The 18,589-nt window shown below is 36.2% G+C and carries 17 protein-coding genes; 10 read left to right on the top strand and 7 right to left on the bottom strand.

Translation table 11 applies throughout. From position 1 onward, the window contains the following. Positions 1–4: 4 nt before the first annotated feature. The 4 genes from rplQ to ACLNCW_RS06375 all read left to right on the top strand — a co-directional run bounded on the left by rplQ (position 5) and on the right by ACLNCW_RS06375 (position 3,207). A complete protein-coding gene (gene rplQ / locus ACLNCW_RS06390) occupies positions 5–391 on the top strand; it encodes a 50S ribosomal protein L17 (RefSeq protein WP_000331493.1) in 387 nt (128 codons plus the stop codon). Positions 392–656: 265 nt separating this feature from the next. Continuing rightward, positions 657–923 (top strand): ACT domain-containing protein, encoded by a 267-nt coding sequence (locus tag ACLNCW_RS06385; protein ID WP_000644124.1) that lies wholly within the window; start codon positions 657–659, stop codon positions 921–923. 9 nt (positions 924–932) lie between these two features. After that, complete coding sequence (locus ACLNCW_RS06380) at positions 933–2,270, top strand: PFL family protein (protein WP_424845596.1); 1,338 nt, start codon at positions 933–935, stop codon at positions 2,268–2,270. Positions 2,271–2,514: 244 nt separating this feature from the next. Beyond that, positions 2,515–3,207, top strand: a complete 693-nt coding sequence (locus ACLNCW_RS06375; protein ID WP_424845594.1) for a histidine phosphatase family protein — start codon at positions 2,515–2,517, stop codon at positions 3,205–3,207. A 102-nt stretch (positions 3,208–3,309) separates the two neighbouring features. Here ACLNCW_RS06375 and ACLNCW_RS06370 read toward each other — a convergent pair whose 3' ends face one another. The 7 genes from ACLNCW_RS06370 to ACLNCW_RS06340 all read right to left on the bottom strand — a co-directional run bounded on the left by ACLNCW_RS06370 (position 3,310) and on the right by ACLNCW_RS06340 (position 11,961). After that, positions 3,310–4,968, bottom strand: a complete 1,659-nt coding sequence (locus tag ACLNCW_RS06370; protein ID WP_049531816.1) for an ABC transporter permease — start codon at positions 4,966–4,968, stop codon at positions 3,310–3,312. Beyond that, positions 4,958–6,049, bottom strand: coding sequence for an ABC transporter ATP-binding protein (locus ACLNCW_RS06365; RefSeq protein WP_033685580.1), 1,092 nt, complete (start codon positions 6,047–6,049; stop codon positions 4,958–4,960). The genes ACLNCW_RS06370 and ACLNCW_RS06365 overlap by 11 nt, the downstream gene beginning before the upstream one ends. A 12-nt stretch (positions 6,050–6,061) precedes the next feature. After that, positions 6,062–7,108 (bottom strand): ABC transporter substrate-binding protein, encoded by a 1,047-nt coding sequence (locus ACLNCW_RS06360; RefSeq protein WP_023946787.1) that lies wholly within the window; start codon positions 7,106–7,108, stop codon positions 6,062–6,064. Between the two features lie 162 nt (positions 7,109–7,270). Next, positions 7,271–8,311, bottom strand: coding sequence for an ABC transporter substrate-binding protein (locus ACLNCW_RS06355; protein ID WP_261061298.1), 1,041 nt, complete (start codon positions 8,309–8,311; stop codon positions 7,271–7,273). A 286-nt stretch (positions 8,312–8,597) separates the two neighbouring features. Beyond that, on the bottom strand, positions 8,598–9,368 hold the full coding sequence (locus tag ACLNCW_RS06350; protein WP_261265907.1) for a response regulator transcription factor: 771 nt from the start codon (positions 9,366–9,368) through the stop codon (positions 8,598–8,600). Further along, positions 9,361–11,010: a sensor histidine kinase gene (locus ACLNCW_RS06345; protein ID WP_314732454.1), complete on the bottom strand. Its 1,650-nt coding sequence runs from the start codon at positions 11,008–11,010 to the stop codon at positions 9,361–9,363. Before ACLNCW_RS06345 ends, ACLNCW_RS06350 begins: the two co-directional genes overlap by 8 nt. A gap of 174 nt (positions 11,011–11,184) precedes the next feature. Further along, positions 11,185–11,961: a glycyl-radical enzyme activating protein gene (locus tag ACLNCW_RS06340; protein ID WP_261265905.1), complete on the bottom strand. Its 777-nt coding sequence runs from the start codon at positions 11,959–11,961 to the stop codon at positions 11,185–11,187. Between the two features lie 121 nt (positions 11,962–12,082). Between ACLNCW_RS06340 and ACLNCW_RS06335 the strand changes: the two genes are divergently transcribed. From ACLNCW_RS06335 to ACLNCW_RS06310, 6 genes are all read left to right on the top strand, one after another. Further along, positions 12,083–12,829: a DeoR/GlpR family DNA-binding transcription regulator gene (locus ACLNCW_RS06335; RefSeq protein WP_424845590.1), complete on the top strand. Its 747-nt coding sequence runs from the start codon at positions 12,083–12,085 to the stop codon at positions 12,827–12,829. Between the two features lie 12 nt (positions 12,830–12,841). After that, positions 12,842–13,822, top strand: a complete 981-nt coding sequence (locus ACLNCW_RS06330; protein WP_001070838.1) for a sugar-binding transcriptional regulator — start codon at positions 12,842–12,844, stop codon at positions 13,820–13,822. A 196-nt stretch (positions 13,823–14,018) separates the two neighbouring features. Then, positions 14,019–14,339 (top strand): PTS lactose/cellobiose transporter subunit IIA, encoded by a 321-nt coding sequence (locus ACLNCW_RS06325; RefSeq protein WP_000402908.1) that lies wholly within the window; start codon positions 14,019–14,021, stop codon positions 14,337–14,339. A gap of 33 nt (positions 14,340–14,372) precedes the next feature. After that, a complete protein-coding gene (locus ACLNCW_RS06320) occupies positions 14,373–14,681 on the top strand; it encodes a PTS sugar transporter subunit IIB (RefSeq protein WP_000238718.1) in 309 nt (102 codons plus the stop codon). 16 nt (positions 14,682–14,697) lie between these two features. Then, positions 14,698–15,987 carry a PTS sugar transporter subunit IIC gene (locus ACLNCW_RS06315; protein WP_001096819.1) on the top strand — a complete coding sequence of 430 codons (1,290 nt, stop codon included), beginning with the start codon at positions 14,698–14,700 and terminating at the stop codon, positions 15,985–15,987. Between the two features lie 161 nt (positions 15,988–16,148). After that, positions 16,149–18,587, top strand: coding sequence for a glycyl radical protein (locus ACLNCW_RS06310; protein ID WP_261015122.1), 2,439 nt, complete (start codon positions 16,149–16,151; stop codon positions 18,585–18,587). Positions 18,588–18,589 lie beyond the last annotated feature (2 nt).

Genomic DNA, 18,589 nt, shown 5'->3' with positions numbered 1-18,589 from the left:
ATACATGGCTTACCGTAAACTAGGACGCACTAGCTCACAACGTAAAGCAATGCTTCGCGATTTGACAACTGACCTTTTGATCAACGAATCAATCGTGACAACTGAAGCTCGTGCTAAAGAAATCCGTAAAACTGTTGAAAAAATGATTACTCTAGGTAAACGTGGTGATTTGCATGCACGTCGTCAAGCAGCTGCTTTCGTACGTAATGAAATCGCATCTGAAAACTATGATGAAGCAACTGATAAGTACACTTCTACTACAGCACTTCAAAAATTGTTCTCAGAAATCGCACCTCGTTATGCTGAACGTAACGGTGGATACACTCGTATCCTTAAAACTGAACCACGTCGTGGTGATGCAGCGCCAATGGCGATCATCGAATTAGTATAAAATCATCAATTTTGTTGAGTGTTATGATGATGGAGTCTTGTGCTCTTAGTCTAGCTCTGGTCTACCGCTAGGATTTCGGTCCTAGCGGGAACACTCATCATAAGTTGAGATAGTAGACGCTTGTTTACGAAATTGTTTTTTTCTTAAGAACAACTTCGTAAGCAGGCGTTTTTGAGTATTTTAGTTAGAATTATGCTATACTATTTGAAAAGAATCCTGTTTAATGTTCAGGTTTCCTAATTAAAAGAAGAATTGGAGTTTGCTTATGAAAGCGATTATAACTGTTGTTGGTAAAGATAAATCTGGAATTGTTGCAGGTGTTTCTGGAAAAATTGCAGAATTGGGTTTGAATATTGATGATATCTCTCAAACTGTCTTGGATGAATATTTCACGATGATGGCTGTCGTTTCTAGTGATGAAAAACAAGATTTTACCTATCTTCGTAATGAATTTGAAGCTTTTGGGCAAACTTTGAATGTAAAAATCAATATTCAGAGTGCAGCGATTTTCGAAGCTATGTATAATATCTAGGAGGTGCACATGGATATTAGACAAGTTACTGAAACCATTGCCATGATTGAGGAGCAAAACTTCGATATCAGAACTATTACCATGGGGATTTCTCTTTTGGACTGTATTGATCCGGATATCAATCGTGCTGCGGACAAAGTTTATCAAAAGATTACGACCAAGGCGGCTAATTTAGTGTCTATTGGCGATGAGATTGCAGCTGAGTTGGGAATTCCTATCGTTAATAAGCGTGTATCGGTGACTCCTATTTCTCTGATTGGGGCAGCGACAGATGCGACGGACTACGTGGTTCTGGCAAAAGCGCTTGATAAGGCTGCGAAAGAAATCGGTGTGGATTTTATTGGTGGTTTCTCTGCCTTGGTACAAAAGGGGTACCAAAAGGGAGATGAGATTCTTATCAATTCTATTCCTCGTGCTTTGGCTGAAACGGACAAGGTCTGCTCGTCAGTCAATATCGGCTCAACCAAGTCTGGTATCAATATGACGGCTGTCGCAGATATGGGACGAGTTATCAAGGAAACGGCTAATTTATCTGATATGGGGGCAGCTAAGTTGGTTGTATTCGCTAATGCTGTTGAGGACAATCCATTTATGGCAGGTGCCTTCCATGGTGTTGGGGAGGCAGATGTTATCATCAATGTCGGAGTTTCAGGTCCTGGTGTGGTGAAACGTGCCTTGGAAAAAGTTCGTGGACAGAGCTTTGATGTAGTAGCCGAAACAGTTAAGAAAACTGCCTTTAAAATCACTCGTATCGGTCAATTGGTTGGTCAAATGGCCAGTGAGAGACTGGGTGTGGAGTTTGGTATTGTGGACTTGAGTTTGGCGCCAACTCCTGCGGTTGGAGATTCTGTGGCACGGGTGCTTGAGGAAATGGGACTTGAGACAGTTGGAACACACGGGACGACGGCTGCCTTGGCTCTCTTGAATGACCAAGTTAAGAAGGGCGGAGTGATGGCCTGCAACCAAGTCGGTGGTTTGTCTGGTGCCTTTATCCCTGTTTCAGAGGATGAAGGAATGATTGCTGCAGTGCAAAATGGTTCTCTTAATTTAGAAAAACTAGAGGCCATGACGGCTATCTGTTCCGTTGGTTTGGATATGATTGCCATTCCGGAGGATACACCTGCTGAAACCATTGCAGCTATGATTGCGGATGAGGCTGCAATTGGTGTCATTAACATGAAAACAACAGCTGTTCGTATCATTCCAAAAGGAAAAGAAGGCGATATGATTGAATTTGGTGGCCTATTAGGTACTGCACCTGTTATGAAGGTCAATGGGGCTTCGTCTGTCGATTTCATCTCTCGTGGAGGACAAATCCCAGCACCAATTCATAGTTTTAAAAATTAAGAAAATAGGAGAAATTTTAAGTTCTATTTAAGGTTGGCTGTGTATACTATAATCATTAAATAAAGACCTCCTAATATTATTTGAAACAGATAACACTGATTTAGTTTGAATTTGATTTTCATCTAATATCTTTATTTAATAGAACTCCTAAACTTTTTCATAATAATCTCCTGCAAAAGTCACCTGTCTGGGTGGCTTTTGTTTTATCATCCATGATATAATAGAAGCAAACGGAGGACGGAAAATGGTAAAAGTACGATTGTATTTGGTACGTCATGGCAAGACCATGTTTAACACGATTGGTCGCGCGCAAGGTTGGAGCGATACTCCCTTAACAGCTGAAGGTGAGCGAGGAATTCAAGAATTAGGAATCGGTTTACGAGAATCTGGTCTGCAGTTTGAGCGCGCTTATTCGAGTGATTCTGGTCGCACCATTCAGACAATGGGCATTATCCTTGATGAACTTGGCTTGCAGGGGAAAATCCCTTATCGCATGGACAAGCGAATCAGAGAATGGTGTTTTGGTAGTTTTGATGGAGCCTATGACGGTGATCTTTTCATGGGCATTATTCCTCGTATCTTTAATGTGGACCACGTTCACCAATTGTCTTATGCTGAACTGGCTGAGGGCTTGGTAGAGGTCGATACAGCTGGTTGGGCTGAAGGATGGGAAAAACTTAGTGGCAGAATCAAGGAAGGTTTTGAAGCGATTGTCAAAGAAATGGAAGAACAAGGTGGAGGCAATGCTCTTGTCGTGAGCCACGGAATGACCATTGGAACCATTGTGTATCTAATTAATGGCATGCATCCGCATGGTCTCGATAATGGTAGCGTGACGATTCTTGAATATGAGGACGGTCAGTTTAGCGTAGAAGTTGTCGGCGACCGTAGTTACCGAGAATTAGGGCGTGAGAAGATGGAAGAATCTTCTATTTAATCAGTCTAGGTTTACTTGTTATGAACTAGGGATTTGATAGGAATAACAAGATAAGAAAAAACAGCCGAGGGTAATCCTTTCGGCTGTTTCTGATGGGGAAAACTAAAGTGTAATGCTATTGCTTTTAGAAATTTTCATGAACAAGAGCAAGGAACCTACTGTTAGAACAGTTAGGATAGTTGACAAGGCTGCGGCTACACCGTAATTCCCTCTGAGAACCTCTGTATAAATGGCTACAGTCATTGTTCTTGTTTTGACATTGTAGAGGAGGATAGAAGTAGAGAGTTCTGAAATCATTGTGACCCAAGATAGGATGGCTCCAGAAATAATACCAGATAGCATCATTGGAGTTGTAATCTTGGCAAAGGTATTGAGACGACTACTTCCTAAGCTCTCAGCGGCTTCTTCAATACTTGGTGCAATTTGTTGCAAACTAGCAACAGATGAGCGAATAGTATAAGGCAATCTTCTAACGGATAGAGACATAATCAAGATGAAAGCTGTTCCTGTAATCATAAGAAATCCACTTCCAAATAGACCAGTATTGAAAGAAGAAATGAAGGCAATCCCTAGAACGGTTCCTGGTACAATATAAGGGACCATACTGAGGCTGTCAATTAAGTTTGTAAACAAGTTCCGTTTTCTAACGGCTAGGTAGGAGATAAATGTTGCAAATAGAACAACTAGAACTAAGGCAATCAACGGGATACGAATGGTATTGAAAATAGCAGAACCCATACGATTGAAAGCTACCTTGTAACTGTTGAGAGAATAGCCTTTGACAAATACCATACCTGATGTTTTTAGGAAAGAAGTATAAATCAAGTAGACTTGAGGTAGAACAGAGAACAAGATAATTCCGTAGACTGTTGCATAAATGGCAGCCATTTTTCCTTTTGTAGTTTTTTTAGGCTCAATTGGATGGAGCGAATTCATGCTGAAACTGTAGCGATTTGAAATGTATTTTTGGATAAGGAAAATTGCCAAGGCAATGATAATCGCCATAATTGCTAACGCAGATGCAAAAGCAGAATTTCCTCCAACTTCGCTAATAAATTGGGTATAAATCAGAACAGGGAAAGTCCGATATCCTTCACCAATTAACATAGGTGTTCCAAAATCTGAGAATGCTCTCATAAATACAAGTAGGGCAGCAGCTAGTAAGGTTGGAACTAGGAGAGGTAAAACAACCGTTACGATACGCTTAAATCCGAAGGACCCCATACTTTCAGCGGCTTCAAGTAGAGAATTGTCAATACTTTTCATTGTCCCAGCAACGTATAGAAATACCAGTGGGAATAGTTGCAGTGTAAAGACAAGTACAATTCCTTTGAATCCATAAATATCGATAGCTGGAAGATGAAGGGCATTTGTCAAGAATTTAGTGATGACCCCATTTCGTCCCAGCAAGAGAATCCAGGAGTAGGCTCCCACAAAAGGAGCTGACATAGAAGCAATGATAATCAATATTTGTAGAAATTTCTTCCCCTTGAAGTCATACATAGAGAAGAGATAAGCTAATAAGGTTCCTACAACTAAGGAAGTGACAGTAGCGGTAATGGAAACCTTGAAACTGTTGACGAGTGTCTCAGAGTAGTAGGCTTTACTAAAGAAAGTGACAAAATTAGCTAGTGAGAATTGTCCTTCATGTATGAGTGCTTGCTTGAGCACGGTAACGATAGGATAAACGAGAAAGACAAGATAGGTAAGAAAGATGAAGAAAGAGGAGGCTGTCCAAATATTTAGTTTTTTACGTTCCATGGTTGACTCCTTTTATCAGGTTTTGGGAACCATCTGCAGAAAAGACGTTTAATTTTTGAGTATTGATTCGTAGACGAATACGATCGCCTTTTTGTAGATCTTCTTCAAAAGTTGATTCTTCGCTAACTTGAATTTTTGAGGCAAAACCTGTCTCGATGAAATACTCCGTATTTAGTCCAAGATAGACGCTATCGCTAATAGTTCCTTCAATATCTCCAGATTCATCTTTGATAAACTCTTCAGGACGAATGCTTACATGAATGGCTTGTTCCTCAGCTTGATCAAGAGCCGGCATTCGAAGAGCATAGCCATCTGAAAAGACGATATAAGCGCCGTCGCTTCGTTTTTCAAGATTGGCAGGAATAATATTTGTGCGTCCGATAAAGGTTGCTACAAATTCATTAGCTGGTTTATGATAGAGTTCTTTTGGTCGGCCGATTTGTTGGATAACTCCATCTTTCATAACAGCAATTTGGTCTGAAATAGCCATCGCTTCTTCTTGGTCGTGGGTTACATAAACGGTTGTAATTCCTACTTCGTGTTGAATTTCTCGAATGGCTTGACGCATATCCAAGCGAAGTTTGGCATCCAGGTTACTAAGGGGCTCGTCCATGAGGAGAACACTTGGATTAACCGCTAAGGCACGTGCCAAGGCGACACGTTGTTGTTGTCCCCCACTGAGTTTATCGGGCTTTCGATCCGCATATTGAGCAATTTGCATGAGTTCAAGATATTTATTGGTCTGTTGTACCAATTCTTCTTTAGGGACTTTCTTTTGCTTGAGACCAAAAGCGACATTATCTCGGACAGTCAAATGTGGGAAAATAGCGTAGTTTTGGAAAACCATCCCGATATTGCGTTTGCTGGGTTCCATATTATTGATTTTTGTATCATCGAAGTAAAATTCTCCTCCTTCGATACTGTTGAAACCTGCAATCATACGAAGAAGAGTCGTTTTTCCACAACCTGAAGGCCCAAGAAGGGTAAAGAGACTTCCTTTTGGAATTGTAATGTTCAAATTCTCAATAACAGGGACATCGTGGTAGATTTTTTTGGCGTTAATAATTTTGATCTCACTCATAGTGAACCTCTTTTACTGTTTAGATTGGATATCTGTAAAGACTTCGTTGTATTTCTTAACGATATCTGATTTATTCTTGATGACATAATCATAATCTTCAGTGAGTGTTTTGATTTTGTCAATTGGTTTCATGTTTTCGCTTGTTTTAGCATTTTTACGAACAGGACGGTTAGTAGTGGTTGTACCAAGTGTATCCTGTACTTCTTGAGAGATGATGAAATCGATAAATTTCTTGGCATTTTCCATGTTCTTAGCTTTTTTAACGATAGCAGCACTAGCAGGTAGGAAGACTGTTCCTTCTTTTGGATAGACAACTTTGATGTTAGCTCCGTCATTTAAGAGTTTAACAGCTGGATCTTCATAAGAGAGACCAACAGCCATTTCTCCATCAGCGACTGCTTTATAGACACCAGATGAACTTGAACCGATTTTACCATCAATAAGTGTGAAGAGATCTTTTACATAAGACCAAGCCTTATCATCTTTGTAACCACCTTGAGCTTGTAGCATATTTGTTAATTGAGCAAAGGCGCTAGAAGAGTTTGCTGGGTCAGCAGTTGCAATTTTTCCTTTTAGTTCAGGTTTGAGAAGGTCGCTATATCCTTCGATGTTCATGCCTTTCGTTAAATCAGGATTGACGATTAAAACACTACCATCTAGTGTATAAGGTGTAGAGTAGCCAGTTGTGTTTTGATATTCTTTGATAACATTATCATTTTCTTTTGAAGTATAGTTTTCAAAGAGTTCTCCGTGGGTAGCATATTGTGTATAAGAACCACCAAAGATGACATCGGCTACAGGAGCTTCTTTTTCTGACTCTAGTTTTTTGAAAAGTTCTCCAGTACCAGCTTGAATCAGTTCTACTTTGATACCATATTTTTCTTCAAAGGCAGGAATAGTTGCTCCGATTAAGCCCTCTGAGTTTGGTGAATAAACGACTAGCGAACCACCGTCTCCTTTATCAGATGAATCGCCATCGGCAGATTCATTAGAAGAACAAGCAGCAAGACCAAAAAGAGCTAGTCCGCAAGCAGCATAATACATCCATTTCTTTTTCATGATGGATACCTCCGTTGTGTTATTTAAGTTTATTTTAAAATAATGTAAGCGTTTTTAAAACCGATGATTCTATTCTATTAGAGTAAAATTCTCTACAAAAACGGAAGTAATCTTTTTGATTTTATACTAGGGTACGACAGTTAATCATTGGGAAGTCAAATTTTATTTTTTAGATTGGATATCTGTGAAAATATCATTGTACTTTTTAAGAATAGCGGATTTGTTTTTGATGACATAATCTGAATCTTCAGTGGCAACATTGATTTCTGTCATAGCCTTCATATTTTTATTGGTTTTAGCATTTTTACGAATGGGTCTGATTGTAGTTTCAGTTCCTAGTTTATCTTGGATTTCTTGAGAAAGGAGGAAATCGATAAACTTCTTAGCATTTTCCATATGTTTGGCGTTTTTGACGATAGCTGCGTTACCAGGTAAAAAGACGGTTCCTTCTTTTGGATAAATAACTTTTACATCAACTCCATCGTTTAAGAGTTTTAAGGCAGGATCTTCATAGGTGAGTCCTACAGCCATTTCCCCATCGGCGACAGCTTTGTAAACATTCGAAGAGCTAGATGCAATTTTTCCATCTACTAGGGTAAATAGATTTTTCACATAGGTCCAAGCTTGTTCATTTTCGTATCCACCTTGGTCTACAAGCATGTTTGTTAATTGAGCAAAAGCGCTAGAAGCATTACTTGGATCAGCAGTAGCAATTTTTCCTTTTAATTTAGGATTGAGTAGATCATTGTAGCCTTCAATTTTAATATCTTTTGTAAGGGCTGAATTGGCAATGATAACACTGACATCCAGTGTGTAAGGTGTGTAGAATCCTGTTTTATTTTGATATTCAGGGATTATCTGGTCGTTTTCTTGGGAAATATAAGGTTCAAAAAGTTTTTCGTTAGAAGAGAAGAGAGCGTAGGAGCCACCGAAAATGACATCGGCTACTGGGGATTCTTTTTCGGCCTCAGCTTTTTTGAACAATTCACCAGTGCTGGCTTGTACTAAGTCAACCTTGATACCATATTTTTCTTCAAAGGCTGGGATTGTTTCTTCGATAAGGTCTTCAGGGTTAGGTGAGTAGACAACCAAAGTGTTATCTGAATCTTTTTCAGAGCTAGTTTCCGCTTCTATAGGTGAAGAACATCCTGATAAAGAAAGGAATATCCAGCCAAAAGAGAGAAAGAATAGTATTTTTTTCATAAGTATCTCCTTTTTACGAACATTTTCTCTACCTAGATTGTTAATGTCTTTAAATTGTAGAGTTCTACAGGATATAATAAAAACCTTAAAGAAATCTAAAACGGGAAATAGGAAATGGGTGTTTCGAGCAAGGATGGGTGAATTGTAGCTGAGATTTTGATGGTAATACTCTTCAAAACACGTCACTTTATCAGAAATCTCAAAGCTATGATTTGAGTAGTTAGCACTTTGATTTTCATTGAGTAAAAGTACAAAATAAAAAGATTGCCTGAGCAATCCTTTTACATTAATGGTTTTTATCCATAAGTTTTAATTCTTTTGGAGAAATATGGAGATACTTTTTAAAAACTTTGGCAAAATATTTATAGTCTGAAAATCCAACTTGTTCAGAGATATCGCTTAAGGGAGAATTGGGGGACTCAGCTATTTTATCTATAGCTTGCTTGAGGCGGTAGCGTAAGATATATTCATTTAGCGTCATTGGGAAGTCTTCTTTGATAACCTTATATAGATAACTTTCACTATATCCTAGATTATCTGCAATGGTAGAAATGGTAAAGTGCATGCAGTAGTGTTGGTGCACAAATTCAAGAATTTGCTGAATGATTTGGTTTTGTGTATCAACTTGTTGGATAGAGGTGAGTAAAGTTTGATATTCTTCTAAAAAAGGAGTTTCTTGATAAGTGCTAACTCTTAATCGCAAAACAATTTTTTGAAGACATTCTGTCAACTCCTTGGTATCAATTGGTTTGGATAAGAAATCAACTGCTCCATATTGCATGGCTTTTTTGGCATTTTGAAAATCGTTATAGCCTGATAAGATAACTTTTTCATAAGAAAGGGTACGAGTGGCCTCGAACATCATAAAAGCATCCATAATTGGCATTGTGATGTCTGTTAAGACAATATGAGGTTCTTTTTCTTGGATGAGTTTCATTCCCTCTTGACCGTGACTTGCAGCTCCTACGACTTGGATACCTAAGGCAGAGTAGTCTACGGCAATCTCTAGCCATTTTCGAATGAGGTGTTCGTCTTCTACGATAATGAGCTTAAACATGAGTTAGTCCTTTCGTTATAAATTTGACCCAAGTTTCTCCTTGGCGATTGACTCCTAAATCTAGCTGGACATCAGAAAAGAAATTGCTCAATCGTTTATAGCTGTTAACGATGCCATGCTGGGTATGAGGACTTTCTAAAGAGTCTAAAATAGAGAGTCGCTCTTGTTTTGTGAGTCCTCCAGCATTATCCTTGACTAAAAAAGTCAGAGAATCTGATTCTAAGGTAATTTGGATATCTATATGAAGATCAATACGGTATTGCATCCCATATTTTATAGCATTTTCTACTAGAGGAAGCAAAAAAAGTTTAGGAATAGCTTGATTATCGATAGTTTCCGGACATACAATATTATAGGAAAAGTGCTCGAAACGAATTTTATGAATAATAAGATAATCCTCTATAATCTTTAAATCTTGACAAATGGTTGTTTCTTTTTCTAAATCCGTGATACTGTAGCGAAGAATGCGCGTGAGATTTTGAATCAGATTTTGTGTGAGAGCTGCATCCATTAAAGAAGTGATTTTAATCGTTTCAAGTGTATTGTAGAGAAAATGAGGATTGAACTGAGCTTCCAACATTTTTCTTTCAAAAATCCACTTTTCTTTTTCGATGGTCAACATTTTCTGATGAAGTTGATCTAATTCATACAACATATTATTAATTTTTTCGGCCATAAACTCAAACTCATCACCTGTTTGTAGATAGAGCTTTTTTTCTGCTTGTTTGGGAATTTCTTGAAGTTGGTAAACTAAGCTTTCAATAGGAACAGCGTTGTGTGTAGCAATCTTATGAGCAATTCGTCTTGCTTGCCAGAAGTAGAGGAAGAATATACATAAGGTGAGAATGGATGCTAGCCCGAGTAAGCTAGGAATGGGAAAGAAGGATTGAAAAGTATAGATTGAAAAAATAGCACCGACTTTTTCTTTTTGAACAATAAGCGGTTCATTCGCATACCAGTGGGTGCGAGAGTGTAGGAGCTTTTCATCAAATTTTTCAAGAGTGGAACGAGTAAATTGATTTGTGTTGTTGGAAAACATATTTCCAAAGTTATCGGTAATGATATATTTAGAATTTATCATTGGGAAACTTGAGATGAAATCATTCTCATTTACGAAAGCAATAGTATAGGCCTTAACTCGTTGGTTTTGAAGTAGTGGTTTGATAAAGAGTGTGTAGTGTTGCTTGTCTGAAGAGAGTGCAATTTTTTCTGTAACTTTATCTTGAGAAGGATTTTGAATGAGCAGTTTTAGATAATAGGGTGATAAAATACTTTCTTGATGATTTCGATTGGTACTAAATAGTAATTCACCTGTATCACTTAGGATAATGAGATCAGAACTAAGTTTTAATTTAGCCTTTGTCTCGTAAAATAAGCTAAAGACTTCTCGCTCTGTGTGTTTACCATCCAAAAATCCAGGAATCATTTTATAGTTCATAGTGGTTAGGAGTTCACTATTTGCTTCTTTCATCTCTTGAACTTGTTTGACAATCTGTCTCGTATCTTTGGATAGTTGTTGCCTTTGTAAAAAATAGGAAAAACCAAAAAGTAAAATAAGTAGTAAAAGAGAGGTCACAAAGGCTGCGATAGAGCTTCTATGGAGAATTTCTTTTTGGAGAGATTTTTTAAAAGAATGAGACATCCATTACCTCCTTAAAAGGGTTTTCTATTATAAGTATAGCAGTTTAAAAAATCTAGAGCAAGGTAAAATAGAAAAGGTCTAACCAAAATTTTTTAGCTAAACCTTTTGAAAAGTTAAGTATATATTGTAGATACTTGTTATATGCAAATAGCTAGAGCAGTTCAAGAAGATAAACTAGAAATAGCAATTAATATGATGGTTCAGAAATACCTTTTGATAATCAATAAGATCTTCAGGATGAAGTGCGTTGACTCCATCCATTTCATATTTCCGATTTAATAAACGATATTTGTTTTCACCAAATTGATGAAAAGGGAGTAGTTGAACTTGGTCGATATTTAATGAGTTAAATAAAGTAGCGAATTCTTCTGCATCCTCTAAACTATTGTTAAAATCAGGGATAACTGGGATTCTTAAAACGATAGTTTTATGTTGAGAAAAAGCATAATGAATGTTTTTAATAATCATTTGATTAAAAACCCCAGTCACTTTTTTATGTTTTATAGAATTATAATGTTTTAGATCTGTGTAGATAAAATCCACATATTGGATTAAATCAATGAATTTTTCATGGTCAACAAAGGCAGTAGTTTCAATGGCAGTGTGTATGTGATGATCTTTGGCTGACTTTAAGATAGCTTTAGCAAATTCAAACTGAGCAAATATTTCACCTCCAGATAAAGTTAAACCTCCACCGGATTCTTCGTAAAATTCTTTGTCTTTCAATACTTCTGTAATAATTTCTTCTACAGTTTTTTCTTCACCGACTAAAGTGAATTTCTCACGTTGAGCATCTTTCATTTTTTCAGGTTTCATTCTTTGAGATTCAGGATTAGAACACCATGGGCAGCGCAGAGGACATCCTTTTAAAAAAACAGTTGTACGAATGCCTGGGCCGTCATGAATTGAAAAGTGTTGAATATTAAAAATAATTCCTTTAGATACTTCCATAATAGTTCCTCCTCTTCATAATTCTATCCTATCACAAAAACGAAAGAAAAACAATTACGAACGAAAGTTTAATTTGTTGTTTTTTGCTATTTATTTTGGTAGAATAAAACGGAGGTGTAAAATGAAAAGATTGGAACAAATTATTAAATTAGTATCGGAATATGAAAAGATTGATGTTAATACATTATCGGAAAAATTAAATGTATCGAAAGTAACGATTAGAAAAGATTTAGATAAATTAGAGTCAAAAGGCTTATTACACAGAGAGCATGGATATGCTGTGTTAAATAGTGGAGATGACTTAAATGTACGCTTGTCAATTAATTATGAAATTAAGAGAAAAATTGTTCAAGAAGCAGTAAAATTGGTATCAGATAATGAAACAATAATGATAGAATCTGGTTCAACCTGTGCTTTACTTGCTGAGGAAATTTGCAAGCAAAAAAGAAATGTCACTATTGTAACAAATTCATTTTTTATAGCAAATTTTGTAAGAGGTTATGATTCATGTCGTGTTATTGTTCTTGGTGGAGAGTTTCAGAAAGATTCACAGGTTACCGTAGGACCTTTATTAAAAGAAATGATACAGACTTTTCATGTGCATCAAGCTTTTGTTGGGACAGATGGTTACGATAAAGAGATGGGCTTTACAGGAAAAGATTTAATGCGCAGTGAGGTAGTTCAATATATTTCAGCAGTGTCGGATAAAGTCATTGTCCTAACTGACTCAAGTAAATTTGATAAAAGAGGTACAGTAAGAAGATTTGCTTTAAGTCAAGTCTATGAAGTAATAACAGACGAAAAACTTTCTAAACAAAATATAGCTACATTAGAAAATGCTGGGATAATGGTTAAGGTAGTTTCGTAAGAGGTTAAGTGTATGAATCAAGATAGGAATAAACTGCTTTCTAAAATTGCTTATCTGTATTATATTGAAAACTTAAATCAGTCACAAATAGCAGCAAAATTAGGAATTTATAGAACCTCTATTAGTAGAATGTTAACAGAAGCAAGGAATGCAGGAATTGTTAAAATTGAAATAGAGAATTTTGATACCAATATGTTTAAGTTGGAAAATTATGTAAAAGAAAAATATGGTCTGGAAAGTTTAGAAATTATTCCAAATGAATTTGATGATAATCCAACAATTTTATCTGAAAGAATTTCTCAAGTTGCAGCAGGTGTCCTTAGGAATTTAATTGATGATAATATGAAAATTGGCTTTTCTTGGGGGAAAAGTTTAAGTAATTTAGTAGATCTAATCCACAGCAAAAGTGTCCGAAATGTTCACTTCTATCCTCTAGCAGGTGGTCCTAGTCACATACACGCTAAATACCATGTGAATACACTGATTTATGAAATGTCTAGAAAATTTCATGGAGAGTGTACATTTATGAATGCAACAATTGTGCAAGAAAATAAATTGTTAGCAGATGGTATCTTGCAATCAAGATATTTTGAAGATTTGAAAAATAGTTGGAAAGATTTAGATATAGTTGTGGTTGGGATTGGTGATTTTAGTAATAAAGGAAAACATCAATGGTTAGACATGCTTACAGAGGATGACTTTAAAGAATTAACCAAAGTTAAAACTGTAGGGGAAATTTGTTGTCGATTCTTTGATTCAAAAGGTAAAGAAGTTTATGAGAACTTACAGGAAAGAACGATAGCAATCTCTTTGGAAGATTTAAAAAATATTCCTCAAAGTTTAGCTGTTGCTTATGGTGATACGAAAGTATCTGCGATTCTTTCTGTCTTGCGTGCTAATCTAGTAAATCATCTGATTACAGATAAAAATACAATTTTAAAAGTTTTAGAAGAAGATGGTGATTTTTCTTTTCGAAATATTTTATGCGAGTGAAAATGATAGACTGATATCAGTTTATCGTTTTTTCTTTTTAATCAATTGCACATTTGTGCTTATATAAATAAAAATAGTTTATTTGTTGTTTTTTGGATTGACAAGTTTATTATGTAGTTGTATTCTATAGTTACAAAAGAAAATTTTAAAATTTCAAATGAAAAAGCTTTTTACATAGTGAAATGAGGAGGAATTTATGGAAATTATTGTTCCAGATCAAATTATCATGGGTTTAATTTTATATGCTGGCGATGCGAAACAACATATTTATAAAGCGTTAGATTATATAAAAAACGGTACATGTGAACGATGTGAAGAAGAAATCCAGTTAGCTGATGCAGCCTTATTAGAAGCCCATAATCTACAAACAAAATTCTTGGCACAGGAAGCGTCTGGTACAAAGACAGAAATAACAGCTCTCTTTGTTCATTCACAAGATCATCTCATGACTAGTATGACGGAGATTAATTTAATCAAAGAAATTATTAGTTTGAGAAAAGAACTTCATAAAAAATAATACTAGAGTATTAACATAGAGGAGGAAAATATAATGGTGAAGATTGGTTTGTTTTGTGCAGCAGGCTTTTCTACTGGTATGCTTGTAAATAATATGAAAATTGCAGCGCAATCTAGTGGAGTTGATGCAGAAATAGAGGCGTTTTCTCAGTCTAAATTAGCGGATTATGCCCCAAATCTAGATGTTGCACTGTTGGGGCCTCAAGTTGCTTATACATTAGATAAATCAAAAGAAATTTGTGATAAGTGTGATGTTCCGATAGCTGTTATTCCGATGATGGACTATGGTATGTTAGATGGGAAAAAAGTACTAGATTTGGCCCTATCTTTGATTAGTGGGTAAGAAAAGGAGATTTATTATGGCAAAGATGGATGTTCAAAAAATCATTGCACCTATGATGAAGTTTGTGAATATGCGTGGTATTATAGCTCTAAAAGATGGTATGTTAGCAATTTTGCCATTGACAGTAGTTGGTAGTTTATTCTTGATTATGGGACAATTGCCATTTGAAGGATTAAACAAGAGCATTGCTAGTGTATTTGGAGCAAATTGGACAGAGCCGTTTATGCAAGTATATTCAGGAACTTTTGCGATTATGGGTCTAATTTCTTGTTTTTCAATTGCCTATTCTTATGCTAAGAATAGCGGAGTAGAGGCTTTGCCAGCTGGGGTTCTATCTGTATCTGCATTCTTTATTTTGCTAAGATCATCTTATATCCCTAAACAAGGTGAGGCAATTGGGGATGCTATTAGTAAAGTTTGGTTTGGAGGTCAAGGAATTATCGGCGCTATCATTATAGGTTTGGTAGTAGGAAGTATTTATACCTTCTTTATAAAGAGAAAAATTGTTATTAAGATGCCAGAACAAGTTCCACAAGCTATTGCGAAACAGTTTGAAGCAATGATTCCAGCATTTGTAATTTTCTTACTTTCTATGATTGTATATATTTTAGCGAGCTCATTGACTAATGGCGGAACATTCATAGAAATGATTTATTCTGCTATTCAAGTTCCATTGCAAGGTTTAACTGGATCTTTGTATGGTGCAATTGGAATTGCATTCTTTATATCATTTTTGTGGTGGTTTGGTGTTCATGGACAATCGGTAGTAAATGGAGTAGTGACAGCTCTGCTTTTATCTAATCTTGATGCTAATAAAGCTATGTTAGCCTCTGGGAATCTATCATTAGAAAATGGTGCACATATTGTTACTCAACAATTTTTAGATTCATTTTTAATTCTATCTGGTTCAGGGATTACGTTTGGACTTGTAGTTGCGATGCTTTTTGCATCAAAATCTAAACAGTACCAAGCGTTAGGGAAAGTAGCAGCTTTTCCAGCAATATTTAACGTAAATGAGCCAGTTGTATTTGGATTTCCGATTGTCATGAATCCAGTTATGTTTGTACCTTTCATTCTTGTTCCTGTACTTGCAGCTGTTATAGTGTATGGAGCTATTGCAACAGGTTTCATGCAGCCATTTTCAGGAGTTACATTACCTTGGAGCACCCCAGCTATTATATCAGGATTTATGGTTGGTGGATGGCAAGGAGTTATTACTCAGCTGGTGATATTAGCGATGTCTACATTAGTTTATTTCCCATTCTTTAAAGTACAGGATCGTTTAGCTTATCAGAATGAAGCATGATAATTCTAAAAAAACATTTGTGTATTATCATTAAACACACACATTTGTGCTAAAAATTAGAGAGTTAAAGTTTTTCTAGTTAAAAGCTTGAAATTTTCTAAAAAACCAGGTATTATATTTTCGAAAGAAACAAAAATATTTTCGAAAGAAAGGTGCTTATTATGGTAAATAAAGAAGTAGCAAGAACGACAATTAAGACAGAATATTTTGGTAGCCTTACTGAAAGGATGAACAAATATCGAGAAGATGTTTTAAATAAAAAACCTTATATTGATGCTGAGAGAGCGGTTCTAGCAACACGCGCTTATGATCGATATAAGGAACAACCTAATGTCCTAAAACGCGCCTATATGCTGAAAGAAATTTTGGAAAATATGACTATCTATATCGAAGAAGAATCTATGATTGCGGGAAATCAAGCTTCTTCCAATAAAGATGCTCCTATTTTTCCAGAATATACGCTAGAATTTGTTCTCAATGAGTTGGATCTTTTTGAAAAGCGTGATGGAGATGTTTTCTATATTACTGAAGAAACAAAAGAACAACTTACAAGTATTGCTCCGTTTTGGGAAAATAATAATTTACGTGCTAGAGCTGGTGCCTTGTTGCCTGAAGAAGTGTCTGTTTATATGGAAACAGGATTCTTCGGTATGGAAGGTAAGATGAATTCTGGAGATGCTCACTTAGCAGTTAACTATCAGAAACTGTTGCAATTTGGTTTAAGAGGTTTTGAAGAGCGAGCTCGTAAAGCGAAAGCAGCTCTAGATTTAACAGATCCAGCAAGTATTGATAAATATCATTTTTACGACTCTATATTTATCGTAATCGATGCTATTAAAGTATATGCAAATCGCTTTGTTGCTCTTGCTAAAAATTTAGCCGAAAATGCAAATCCTAAACGTAAGAAAGAATTACTTGAGATTGCAGATATTTGCTCTAGAGTCCCATATGAACCGGCAACTACTTTTGCAGAAGCTATTCAATCAGTTTGGTTTATTCAATGTATTTTACAAATTGAATCTAATGGCCACTCTCTTTCATATGGTCGTTTTGATCAATATATGTATCCATATATGAAGGCTGATTTAGAAAGTGGTAAAGAAACAGAAGATAGCATTGTTGAACGTCTGACAAATCTTTGGATTAAGACAATTACAATTAATAAGGTTCGCAGTCAAGCACATACATTTTCTTCAGCAGGAAGTCCTTTATATCAAAATGTTACCATTGGTGGACAGACTCGAGATAAGAAGGATGCTGTTAACCCATTATCTTATTTGGTATTAAAATCAGTTGCACAAACCCATCTACCGCAACCTAATCTAACTGTACGTTACCATGCAGGTTTAGATGCTCGTTTCATGAATGAGTGTATTGAAGTGATGAAACTTGGTTTTGGTATGCCTGCATTTAATAATGATGAGATTATTATTCCTTCTTTTATTGCAAAAGGAGTATTGGAAGATGATGCTTATGATTACAGTGCCATTGGATGTGTTGAAACGGCAGTTCCAGGGAAATGGGGCTATCGTTGCACAGGTATGAGTTATATGAACTTCCCTAAGGTTCTACTTATCACGATGAATGATGGAATTGATCCGGCTTCGGGTAAACGGTTTGCACCAAGCTTTGGTCATTTTAAGGATATGAAGAACTTTTCTGAATTAGAAAATGCTTGGGATAAAACACTAAGATATTTGACACGAATGAGTGTTATTGTTGAAAATTCTATTGATTTATCATTGGAACGAGAAGTTCCTGATATTCTATGTTCAGCATTGACTGATGATTGTATTGGTCGTGGAAAACACCTTAAAGAAGGTGGAGCAGTATATGATTATATATCAGGTTTGCAAGTTGGAATTGCAAATTTGTCGGATTCATTAGCTGCAATTAAAAAATTGGTATTTGAGGAAGAACGTATAAGCCCAAGTCAGCTTTGGCATGCACTGGAAACAGATTATGCCGGGGAAGAAGGTAAGGTCATTCAAGAAATGTTGATTCATGATGCACCTAAGTACGGTAATGATGATGATTATGCCGACAAATTGGTTACTGCTGCTTATGACATTTATGTTGATGAAATTGCTAAATATCCTAATACACGTTATGGAAGAGGTCCTATTGGAGGAATTCGTTATTCAGGAACATCTTCTATCTCAGCCAACGTAGGACAGGGACGTGGAACATTAGCAACGCCAGATGGACGCAACGCGGGTACACCGTTAGCAGAGGGTTGTTCACCATCACATAATATGGATCAACACGGCCCTACATCTGTTTTAAAATCTGTTTCAAAATTACCAACAGATGAAATCGTAGGTGGGGTTCTCTTAAATCAGAAAGTAAATCCTCAAACGTTAGCCAAAGAAGAAGATAAATTAAAACTAATTGCTTTGTTACGAACATTCTTTAATCGTTTACATGGGTACCATATTCAATACAATGTTGTTTCCAGAGAGACGTTGATTGACGCTCAGAAACATCCTGAAAAACACAGAGATTTAATTGTTCGTGTTGCAGGATACTCTGCATTCTTCAATGTTCTTTCTAAGGCAACCCAAGATGATATTATAGGACGTACTGAGCATACATTGTAAAA

This window comes from Streptococcus sp. CL6.22 (assembly GCF_049738055.1).
GTDB classification, from domain to species: Bacteria; Bacillota; Bacilli; order Lactobacillales; family Streptococcaceae; genus Streptococcus; species Streptococcus mitis_DJ.
This window is presented reverse-complemented; position numbering and strand designations above follow the sequence as displayed.